This window comes from Micromonospora sp. NPDC003944 (assembly GCF_053605225.1).
In genome coordinates this window covers 42,624-52,367 of the sequence record NZ_JBSGIV010000051.1, presented here as the reverse complement: position 1 = coordinate 52,367, position 9,744 = coordinate 42,624, and the positions used below count along the sequence as shown (strand labels likewise).

General features: G+C 73.1%; 13 protein-coding genes and 1 pseudogene. 8 read left to right on the top strand and 6 right to left on the bottom strand.

Annotated features, from left to right (window positions below):
* Window positions 1–85 precede the first annotated feature (85 nt).
* From ACWER9_RS23275 to ACWER9_RS23265, 3 genes and pseudogenes are all read left to right on the top strand, one after another.
* A pseudogene (locus ACWER9_RS23275) lies at window positions 86–664 on the top strand (AAA family ATPase); the annotation flags it as partial.
* Window positions 661–873 (top strand): hypothetical protein, encoded by a 213-nt coding sequence (locus ACWER9_RS23270; RefSeq protein ID WP_452303838.1) that lies wholly within the window; start codon window positions 661–663, stop codon window positions 871–873. The pseudogene ACWER9_RS23275 and the gene ACWER9_RS23270, both read left to right, overlap by 4 nt.
* A complete protein-coding gene (locus ACWER9_RS23265; RefSeq protein ID WP_357351511.1) occupies window positions 873–1,223 on the top strand; it encodes a DUF3140 domain-containing protein in 351 nt (116 codons plus the stop codon). The genes ACWER9_RS23270 and ACWER9_RS23265 overlap by 1 nt, the downstream gene beginning before the upstream one ends.
* Window positions 1,224–1,279: 56 nt before the next feature.
* Here the strand turns inward: ACWER9_RS23265 and ACWER9_RS23260 are convergent, their stop codons facing one another.
* From ACWER9_RS23260 to ACWER9_RS23250, 3 genes are all read right to left on the bottom strand, one after another.
* Window positions 1,280–1,525, bottom strand: a complete 246-nt coding sequence (locus tag ACWER9_RS23260) for a hypothetical protein (protein ID WP_030490930.1) — start codon at window positions 1,523–1,525, stop codon at window positions 1,280–1,282.
* Between the two features lie 60 nt (window positions 1,526–1,585).
* On the bottom strand, window positions 1,586–2,566 hold the full coding sequence (locus ACWER9_RS23255) for a LysR family transcriptional regulator (RefSeq protein WP_452303837.1): 981 nt from the start codon (window positions 2,564–2,566) through the stop codon (window positions 1,586–1,588).
* 85 nt (window positions 2,567–2,651) lie between these two features.
* Entirely contained in the window at window positions 2,652–3,263 is a 612-nt protein-coding gene (locus ACWER9_RS23250) for a hemerythrin domain-containing protein (protein ID WP_452303836.1), read from the bottom strand.
* Window positions 3,264–3,412: 149 nt separating this feature from the next.
* On the opposite strand from ACWER9_RS23250, the gene ACWER9_RS23245 reads away from it, so the two are divergent.
* Entirely contained in the window at window positions 3,413–4,741 is a 1,329-nt protein-coding gene (locus ACWER9_RS23245; RefSeq protein ID WP_452303835.1) for a M20/M25/M40 family metallo-hydrolase, read from the top strand.
* 59 nt (window positions 4,742–4,800) lie between these two features.
* Entirely contained in the window at window positions 4,801–5,463 is a 663-nt protein-coding gene (locus ACWER9_RS23240; RefSeq protein WP_452303834.1) for a hypothetical protein, read from the top strand.
* Between the two features lie 45 nt (window positions 5,464–5,508).
* Here ACWER9_RS23240 and ACWER9_RS23235 read toward each other — a convergent pair whose 3' ends face one another.
* The 3 genes from ACWER9_RS23235 to ACWER9_RS23225 form a co-directional block, all read right to left on the bottom strand.
* Complete coding sequence (locus ACWER9_RS23235; protein ID WP_039906151.1) at window positions 5,509–5,700, bottom strand: DUF5703 family protein; 192 nt, start codon at window positions 5,698–5,700, stop codon at window positions 5,509–5,511.
* A gap of 442 nt (window positions 5,701–6,142) precedes the next feature.
* A complete protein-coding gene (locus ACWER9_RS23230) occupies window positions 6,143–6,922 on the bottom strand; it encodes an SseB family protein (RefSeq protein WP_452303833.1) in 780 nt (259 codons plus the stop codon).
* The gene (locus ACWER9_RS23225; RefSeq protein WP_452303832.1) at window positions 6,919–7,338 is read right to left on the bottom strand and encodes a YbaB/EbfC family nucleoid-associated protein; all 420 of its coding nucleotides are present in this window, start codon (window positions 7,336–7,338) and stop codon (window positions 6,919–6,921) included. The genes ACWER9_RS23230 and ACWER9_RS23225 overlap by 4 nt, the downstream gene beginning before the upstream one ends.
* 92 nt (window positions 7,339–7,430) lie before the next feature.
* Here ACWER9_RS23225 and ACWER9_RS23220 point away from each other — a divergent pair, with 92 nt between their 5' ends.
* From ACWER9_RS23220 to ACWER9_RS23210, 3 genes are read left to right on the top strand one after another with little or no spacing between them, the layout of a single operon-like run.
* Complete coding sequence (locus ACWER9_RS23220; RefSeq protein ID WP_452303831.1) at window positions 7,431–7,763, top strand: hypothetical protein; 333 nt, start codon at window positions 7,431–7,433, stop codon at window positions 7,761–7,763.
* Window positions 7,760–8,821 carry a WXG100 family type VII secretion target gene (locus ACWER9_RS23215; RefSeq protein ID WP_452303830.1) on the top strand — a complete coding sequence of 354 codons (1,062 nt, stop codon included), beginning with the start codon at window positions 7,760–7,762 and terminating at the stop codon, window positions 8,819–8,821. The genes ACWER9_RS23220 and ACWER9_RS23215 overlap by 4 nt, the downstream gene beginning before the upstream one ends.
* 14 nt (window positions 8,822–8,835) lie before the next feature.
* Window positions 8,836–9,741, top strand: a complete 906-nt coding sequence (locus ACWER9_RS23210; RefSeq protein WP_452303829.1) for a hypothetical protein — start codon at window positions 8,836–8,838, stop codon at window positions 9,739–9,741.
* Window positions 9,742–9,744: the final 3 nt, after the last annotated feature.

Sequence of the window (9,744 nt, the reverse complement as noted above, 5' to 3'; positions counted from 1 at the left end):
GGCGAAGTTCGGGTCACCGTACGGCTGACCAGGCTGCGCCGGCGGGAAACCAGGCTGGGCCTGCGGGAAACCAGGCTGCGCCGGTGTGCTCGACGACGGGCGGCTCACCGACAGCCAGGGCCGCACGGTGAACTTCAAGAACACCGTACTGATCATGACGAGCAACCTCGGCTCCGAGCTGATCACCGGCGCCCAGCGCTCGGTCGGCTTCGGCACCGGGGACGTCGGCAGCGAGCAGGAGAGCAACGAGCTGCGCGAGCGGCTCATGCGGCGCCTACAGGAGAACTTCCGCCCGGAGTTCCTCAACCGCATCGACGAGGTCATCATCTTCCGTCGGCTGGAGGCCGAGCAGCTGCGCGACATCACCGCGCTGCTGCTGGAGGAGACCCGCCGCCGTATGCACGCCCAGGACCTCCAGGTGGAGTTCACCACCGCCGGCATCGACTGGCTCGCCGAGCACGGCTACCAGCCGGAGTTCGGCGCCCGACCGCTGCGCCGGGTGATCCAGCGGGAGGTGGACAACCACCTGTCCCGGATGTTGCTGGAGTCGGCGATCTCGCCGGGGCAGAAGGTCACGGTGGACGTCCGCGACGGCGCGCTCACCTTCGACGTGACCGCGGGCGAGCGGGGGTACACCGCCGCCACGACCACCCACCCGCGATGAGCGGGTCGGAGCGACACGACGACCACGAGGACCCGCACGAGCCCGCGGAGCCCGCGAAGACCCGGGACGAGGACGACCATCCCGACCCGATCCTGGCGCCGCCCACCGCGAACCCCCGCCGCACCCGGGTGCCCGCGGAGGGCCTGCACCCCAAGACCGACCAGGACGACCCGGAGACGTCCGGGCCACCGCCCGGAGAGGAGACCTGATGGTACGCGAAGCGCGGCTCGACCCCGAGGTGGAAGTGCTCTGGGAGGACTTCCACGCCGAGGTCAACGTCCCGTCGGAGCAACTGCGGACCTGGCTGTTGACCAGGGGTTCGGGGGAGGAGTCGTTCAGCCCCAACCCGAACCTCGACCTGCCCCAACCGGGCCGGGAGATCCTCAAGGTGCTCAACAAGCGCAAGGTGGACCTCACCCCGGAGGACATCGAGGTCATGCGGGAGGCGGTCGAGCGGATCCGCGAGCTGATGGACGCCAAGCCGTCGCGCGGCAACGCCGACGACACCTGGCGCCACTCCCTGCTGGACCTGGGTCACGACCCGCTCGTCGAACGCTGAGCGAGGCCACCCACGACGGTGCCGTCCCTACCCCGGGACGGCACCGTCGAGGCGTACTACTGACCCTGGTCGGGCTCCAGGCTGCCGATGGTCAGGCCCGCCGCGTCGGCGGCGGCGTCCCGGTCGCCGCGGGTCTGGTCCTCCCGACTGAGCAGGTTCGCGTACTCGGTCACGTCGGCCGGGTCGGGCACCGTCGGCAGACGGCGCAGGAACGCCTCCACCGCACGGGTGGCGGCGGTGTGCGCGGCAGCCGCCTGGCGCAGCAGTTCGCGGTCGTCGGCGGGCGGGTAGAGGTCGGTCATGTCCGCCAGATACCCGGCCCACGGCGGTTCGCACCGCCAGCGCCCGGGAATACCTGCCGCTCAGCCCGGCCGGACCCCACTCGGCTGCCGGACGCCGAACCCCGGGTTGCGGGGCAGCCAGGCCAGGTACGCCGGGTGCGGCGCCAACGAGTCGACGTACGCCGCCTTGGCCGTCTCCAGCACCAGCTCGGCGCCCTCGGCGGCGGGGGAGTCCGGGTGCCAGCCGAGCAGCAGTCGCCAGCGCAGCGGCGTCCCGGCGAGCTGACGGGTCACCAGGCCGCTCACCGGGCGGAACGTCGCCTGGCACAGGGCCACCGCCACGCCCGCGTCCACCAGGTCGACGCAGCCGCGGATGTCGGTCTCGTACACCTTGCGGGGGGTGAAGCCGGCGCGGGCGCACGCGGCGGCGAAGCAGTCGGCGAAGCAGCCGTCACCCGGCGCGGCCACCCACTGCTCGTGGCGCAGGTCCGCCAGGCGGACCTCGTCCTGCGCCGCGAGAGGGTGGGTCTCCGGCAGCAGCACCAGCACCGGGTCGACAGCCACCTCCTGCCAGCTCAGCCCGAACCCGGCCGACGGGCTGGCGTCGCCGCACACACCGGCCAGCGCGAAGTCCAGTCGACCGCCGGCCACCAACTGCGCCAACTCGTCCACCGACCAGGACGCGTACGTGGTGATCTGGGCGGGCGGCTGCTCGGCCGCCAACCGGTGCACCAGCCGACCCAGGATCGGGCTGTTCACCCCGCCGAACCGGTAGCAGGGCGGCGTGTCACCCGCCCCGGCCAGCCGGGCGGCCTCGTCCTGCAGCCCCTTCATCGCCGGCAGCAGCACCCGGGCACGGGCCAGCACCAGCTCACCGAGCGCGGTGGGCCGGGCCCCGCGCCGGTCCCGGTCGAACAGCGGGCCGCCAAGCGTCCGCTCGATGCGTTGGAGCTGGGCGGTGAGCGCCGGCTGGGCCAGGCCGAGCGCCGACGCCGCCTTCGTCACACTTCCCGTCTCCGCGATCGCGCAGACCACCCGCAGGTGACGCAGCTCCAGGTTCATAGGGTGACGGTAGGACTACGCGTCTGCTGGCGGAATAGCCCGAGCGGATCGGTGATAATGAATGCATTGTGCGGGCTGTCGCCGGTCACCTGTCGCGCGGTGGCTCCGGCAGGTCCGCCAGGTAGGTCGGCCGCCGCGTCACCGCGTCGAGGACCTTGTCCACCACCCCGACCGCCGGCTCCACGATCCGGTTCCACGGCGGGGTGGCCGGCGTGCTCGGGTGCGGCCGGGTCGGCGCGGCCTCCTCGGCGATCTCCAGCCGGTTGCCGAGCCGGATCAGCTCCTCCTGCGTCGCGACCGCGCGCAGCTCGGTGACCAGCGCGCCCACCCCGTCGACGTGCCGGCGGACCCGCTCGGCGACCTCGCTCAGCGCCTCGTCCGTCAGCCCCTTCAGGGCGCTCAACAGGGCCGCGTCCGCGTTGATCTCCGCGTCCACCCGTTCGGTGGCCGTCGGCAGCGCCGCGCGAACCGCCGGCAGCAGGTACTGCTCCTCGGCGGACAGGTGCCGCGACAGCGCGGCGGTGAGCACCGCCAGCCCCTCCTGCGGCGTGGTGTCCGGGCCGGAGAGCTGGTCCAGCAGCGCCAGCAGTTGCCGGTGCTCCTGGTCGACGATGTCGGCGATACTGCGACCGGCGGGACGGTAACCCTCCTCGGGCACGGGCGCGGGCGGCAGCGGCGGCAGGGGAACGGCGGACATGGTGCCCTCCTCGACTGGCGGGCGGAAGCTCCGGCAGGGGACGTTCGGTCGTGGGCGGCGGTACCCGAACGCGACCGCCGCGAAACCGACCCGTCGATGCGTGCCCCCGCGCCGGCCTGTCGACCTGCCCGGGCTGGTATGAAGAGGCGATGACGAGCGACGCCGCCTCCGCCCGACCCGAGCCCACCGCAGAGGTCGTGGACCTCTGCCGCGACCTGCTGCGCATCGACACCACCAACACCGGTGACAACGACACCAGCGTCGGCGAGCGCCGCGCGGCCGAGTACGTGGCGGAGAAGCTCGCCGAGGTGGGCGTGGAGTCCGTCCTGCACGAGTCCGCCCCGGGCCGGGCGAACGTGGTGGCCCGCATCCCGGGCACCGACCCGAGCCGGGGCGCGCTGCTGGTGCACGGCCACCTGGACGTGGTGCCCGCCGACGCCGACGAGTGGTCGGTGGACCCGTTCGCCGGCGAGCTGCGCGACGGCTACCTCTGGGGCCGGGGCGCCATCGACATGAAGGACTTCGACGCGATGGTGCTCGCCGTGGTGCGGCACTGGCAACGCACCGGCGTCCGACCCCCGCGCGACATCGTGCTGGCGTACACCGCCGACGAGGAGGCGGGCAGCGACTACGGTGCGCGCTTCCTGGTGGACAACCACCGTGGCCTCTTCGACGGCTGCACCGAGGCGATCGGTGAGGTGGGCGGCTTCTCCTACTCGGTCAACGACAGCCAGCGCCTCTACCTCATCGAGACCGCCGAGAAGGGCATCGACTGGCTGCGGCTGCACGCCAAGGGCCGCCCCGGGCACGGGTCGATGATGCACGACGACAACGCCGTCACCGCGCTCGCCGAGGCGGTCGCCCGGATCGGCCGGCACCGCTTCCCGGTGGTGGTCACCGACACCGTGCGGGCCTTCCTGACCGAGGTCTCCGACCTGCTCGGCATCGAACTGGACCCGGACGACCCGGAGACCGCCATCGCCAAGCTCGGCCCGATCGCCAACATCATCGGCGCCACCATCCGCAACACCGCCAACCCGACCCGGTTGAGCGCCGGCTACAAGGACAACGTCATCCCCGGCCGGGCCACCGCCACCATCGACTGCCGCAGCCTGCCCGGCCAGTCCGAGCTGCTGGAGCGACAGCTGCGCGAGCTGGTCGGCCCCGACATCGCCATCGAGTACGTCCAGCGACAGCCGGCCCTGGAGACCACCTTCGACGGTGACCTGGTCGAGGCGATGTCGGCAGCCCTGCGCGCGGAGGACCCGGGGGCGCGGCCCGTTCCGTACATGCTCTCCGGAGGCACCGACGCCAAGGCGTTCTCGCAGCTCGGCATCCGCTGCTTCGGGTTCGCCCCGCTGCGGCTGCCCGCCGACCTGAACTTCTCGGCGTTGTTCCACGGCATCGACGAGCGCGTTCCGGTGGACGGACTACAGTTCGGCGTGCGGGTTCTCGACCGGTTCCTCCGCGCCTGCTAGCCGCGTCCGGCCGTTGCCGCCGACGCGCAAACCTCCCCATCGTGAAGGGACTGCCCCACATGACCGACCAGAATGGTGAGCTGGACGCCGCTCTCGAGCGGGTGATCGAAGCGGCCCGCCACCACCTGGCCGCCGTACGCGCCGCACAGGGCCGCGTCGACGACGACGACGTCTGGCAGGCGTACGTGGCGTTGAACAACGCCTCCTTCGCGTACGACGAGCGGCTGCTCGACGCCTTCGGCGAGGTGACGCCGTGGGATGTCGACTCGATCGACCCGGACGAGGCCGACGAGCGTTTCGGCGGCGGCGAGGGCGCCGAGGCCAGCGACCCGCACCCCCGGGTGATCTCGGTACGCCAGCGTCGCGACTACCGGGTGCCGAGCGTGTCCGCGCTGCTGCGCGTGGCCGAGGCGGCCCGCCGCGAGGGCACCCCGGAGGACGACGAGCCGGCGCCGGTGGAGGGCGTCGGCGAGGCGGTGCTGGAGCTGCTGCAGAGCGGCGACGGCTCGCTCGGCGCGCTGGACGTCCCCGAGTTGGAACCGCTCGACGGGGTGGTCATGGTCAGCGAGGTCGGCACCCCTGTCGACCTGGAGTCGTTCGACGACGACGACGCGGTCGGCCCGTTCCAGCCGGCGGTCGACGACCGGCTGGTCGGTCGGCTCGACGAGCACCCGTTCCTGGAGCTCGACGACGACCACGACCACGCCGGGCACCAGCACTAGGGCGAGCGTGCGCCCGGGGCCTACACGGGCCCCGGGCGACGACGCTCAGTACGACAGGCCCGGCTGCGGCTGGTTGACCCGCCGCCGCCGCAGCATCACCTGGCGCGTGCCGTCCCGGAACAGCCGCACCCGGGCCAACTCCCATCCGGAGAACTCCGCCTGGATCGCCAACTGCGCCGCGGCGGTCAACCGGTCGACGTTCGGCGGCAACCGCAGCGGCGCGTACTCGTAGTCCATGCCACCCATGCTGCCCAGCCCAGCGACCGTTCGCCACCCCCTCCAGGGTGACCAACAACGCCCCAACCCCGCCCGCCCCCACCCCAAGCCCCCAAGCGCCCCCCGCACCCCCCGCCCCCCACCGCCCCGCCCCCGCCCCGATCTTGCACTTCCTGTCGCAACAAAAGCGACACCTCATCCCATAGCGCCAACCGAAACTGCAAGATCGACGCAGCGAACCAGCGAGCGATCCTCCCCGCCCCGAAGCCCCCACCTCCGGCGCGTGCCAGCCCGCAGGGCCCCGTCGATCATGGAGTTGTGGTGGGGGACGAAGAGCCCGAGCTGGGTCGAATCAGGCACCACAACTCCATGATCGACGGGGGCGGTGGGGCGGGGCTTGGCGGTGGGCTAGGGCTTGGCGGTGGGGCGAGGGCTCGGGCAGGGCGGGGGGCGGCGCGTTGGGTCAGGGGGTGGGGAGGTTTGCTGTCAGGAGGGCGGCCAGGGCTGGGGCGGCCAGGGTTAGCGCCTGGGGGCTGCCCGGGTCTACCGCCAGGCCCCAGGACGGGTCCGGCCAGTCCTCGAACAGTTCGGCGCAGGGCAGCGCGACGAACGGCACCCCGTCCCCGGTGAACGCGCCGAGCGCCTCTGGCGAGGTGAAGACCGGCAGCAGCGGCGCGCCTGACGCGTCGTTGAGCACCGTCCACGGGAAGTCGGCATCCGGCGACGGTTCCCCGGCCAGCGGGAGGCACACCGTGGCGGCGGCCAGCGCCGCGAGGTAGCCAGGCAGGTCACGCCGCACGACGGCCGCGGTGAGCACCGCCACCACCGCCGGCTCCGCGCCCCCGGCCGCTGTCGCCCCGGCCGATGGGCGGGTCTCGAGGGCGGGCTCGGGGGCAGGGCGTGCGGCAGCCGGCAGCGCCCGGCAGGAGAGTGCGCCGGGCTCGTCGGTCAACACCTCGGCGGCGGTACGGGTCACGAACGCACTGAGCCGCTCGACCTGCTCCGGAGTGCGCGGTGCCTCGTACCACCAGCCCTCGTCGCCGGTCGGGCGGTGCCAGCCGAGCGCGGCCAGGCGTGCCTCGTCGTGGCCGGGGCAGACCACCCGCACGACCCGGCGGCGCACCAGCAGCCGGATGCCGCGCGGACCGGCGGAAAGCTCCAGGTCGGTGTCCCGGTCGCAGCGGGCGACGGTGTCCCGCAGCCGGGCGGCGATCTCTGGCCAGGTCGGCGACGGTGACGTCACGCCGGTGCGCCCGGCAGGCGGTCGTCCAGCCGCCCGAGCCGGGCCACGGTCTCCTCCAGACGGCCCAGCGCCGAGAAGTCCCCCGGAGTGCCGAACAGGTCGTTGAGCCCCGCGCCGAGCGCCACGTCAAGCCCCTCGGTGTGCTCGTCGACGTGCGTGGCGGCGACCTCCCGAGCCCGCCGGTACGCGTCGAGCACCAGCTCGGCCACGCCCTCCGTGCCGGCGCGCAGGGCGGCGGGCGCGAGGGTGAGGCCGATCAGCGCGCCGGTGGCGTCGACGGTCGCCGAGACCAGCCCGCTCTCGTCGACCGCGGTGCCGGACAACTCGGCCAGCTCGTCGCGGAGACCCGCGAACCGGCGCTCGATGTCGGCGATCCGCCCGGTGAGCGCGTCGAACGCCGACGACGGGTCCGTCATGAGATTCCTCCCCGTGAATCCTGCGACCGGGTGGTGCCCGGCAGCCGGGAGATCGTATCGTCGGGGCGCTCGACTCATGGGGGAGGAACGGCATGCCACCGGATATCGATGTCGACGTGCAGGTGGTCCGTCGACTGGAGACAGCCGCCAAGCAGGTCGCCAGCTCGCTCGCCGCGCTGGAGAGTCAGATCGTCTCGGCCGGCGACGTGCCGTCGGACGCCTTCGGCCACCTGCCGTTCGCGAGCGACATGCTCCGCGACAAGTACGCCGAGCAGGTCACCGGCGGCAAGGAGCTGTTCGCCGCCGCGAACGCGGCCTTCGGCCGGGTCGCCACGGCGCTTGCCGACACCGCCGAGGCGTACGAGCTCAACGAGCGCGACCTCGACGCCGGGTTCAAGGCCATCCAGTCGGGGCTGCCCGGATGAGCGGCCCGGCCGGCAGCGCCGTCCAGCTCTGGAACGGCCTGGACAACGCGTTGTCCGGGGTGGAGGACGCCGTCAACAGCGTCTGCCGGACCCTGGCCTGGCCACTCATCCAGCTCGTCGACCTCGTCGACGGCGAGCCCGCCGTGCTGCGGGCGAAGGCCGCCGAGTGGGACGCGCTGGCCGCGCAGGTGCGCGACCTGGCGCAGGGCCACCGCGGGGTCCGGGAGTCCGCGCAGGCCGGGTGGCGCTCACCGTCCGGTGTGGCGTACGGCCAGCGGTTGGCCGAGGTGGAGCAGCAGCTCCTCGACGTCGCCGAGCAGTTCGCCGCGACCGCCGAGTACCTGCGAAGCGTCGCCGACGGTCTGCAGACCGTGCACGACGTGCTCGTGGACATCTGCGTGGAGTTCGTGAACTTCCTCCTGGTCACGCTGGTGACGGCGTTGCTGATGGCGCCGGTCACGATGGGCGCGTCCTGGGCCGCCGGCGTGGGCCTGGCCGTCACCAGGGGCCTGATCGTGGTCACCCGGATGCTGAAGGTCATCCGCCCACTTGCGGTGCACCTGCAGAAGGTCATCCGCCTGCTCCAGCGGGTCCTGCTCTACCTGCGCAAGCTGCGGGCGCACCTGAACAAGCTCGTCGACATGCAGAAGGCGCTGCGCAAGGGCAAGAAGTACGCCGACAAGCGCCGCGCCGCCGGCAAGCTCGACAAGTGGCACCACAAGTTCCTCGACCCCACCAAGGGCACCTACAAGCTGGGCAAGTCGGGTTCTCCGTTCGACATGGGCGTCCTCGACCGGGCTGCCGCGCTGCGGACGCACGGCGTCGCGGACGGTGCCCGAGTGATCGCCCGGGACTGGGCGACGCACCTGCCGTGGAACGTGCCGAACTCGGTCGTCCACGGGGTCACCTGGGGGACCGTCGCGTTGACCACCGGGCTCTCCGTTCCCGGCAGTGAACAGGTCGGCGACCAGATCAACGAGGCGGTGCGGGGCGGCGCGGACTGGGTCGACCAGAATGTCTTCGGGCAGCCGCCGGCGGACCAGCCGGCGGGCCGCTAGGGAGGCGACGGGTGATGGCAGGGGAACGGGGTCGGCTGGGCCGGTTCACCGACGCGGTGCTCGGCGGCGCGCGGGCCGCCCGGGACAAGGCCCGCGAGCTGCGCGACGAACTCCGCACCAGCGACGACCCGGAGCGCGCCCTGGTGGCGCCCCTGCTCGAGGGGCAGGATCTTCGGTACGTGGGGCTCGCGCCGGTGCGCATGTCGCAGACCCACCAGGCCGGTCGGCAGCTCGCCGACGAGGTCGGCGACGAGCTGGCCGACGCGCTCGACCCGAAGGCGCTGTTCGGGTTGCTCAACATCGTCAACCCGGTGGTCTGGGTCGACGCCGTGCTGACGCCGGTGCGGCTGGCCGCGGGTGTGTTGCTGCTGCCGGGCAAGGCCGGTGCCGTCGCCGCCGGTGTGCCGGAGATGGCCGCGCCGCAACCGGGGCTGCCGCAGCAACCCGCGCAGCGGGAGCCGATCCCGCTCAGCGAGGAGCAGGAGGCGTTCCGGGCGCTGTTCCGGCTGAGCCAGTACCGTCCGCTGGCCGAGCAGCTCGCCGAGATCGCCTACCGCCGCCGGTACGTCTTCAGCGGCGACCTCGCCACCCTCGCCGGCAGCCTGCTGCTCTTCCTGGAGCGCTACAGCGGCACCCCGCTGGCGGTGACCGACACCCACCTGCACCTGCTGCGGATGGGTCCCCGACCGGACGCCGACCGGCCCGACCGGCGGCAACCGCGGGTGCTGTGGAGTGTGCGCCGCGACCGGGTGGCCCGGGTCGACTCCGAGCGGGGCGCGAGCGGGCTCGTGCAGCTCGCCTCCACCGTCGTCTTCGACGACGGCTCGTGGATCCGCCTCACCCAGCCCGCGCTCCGCGACGACCAGTCGCGCTTCCTGACCGCGATCCAGGACCTCCCCGGTCGGCGCCCGACGCCGTAGCCC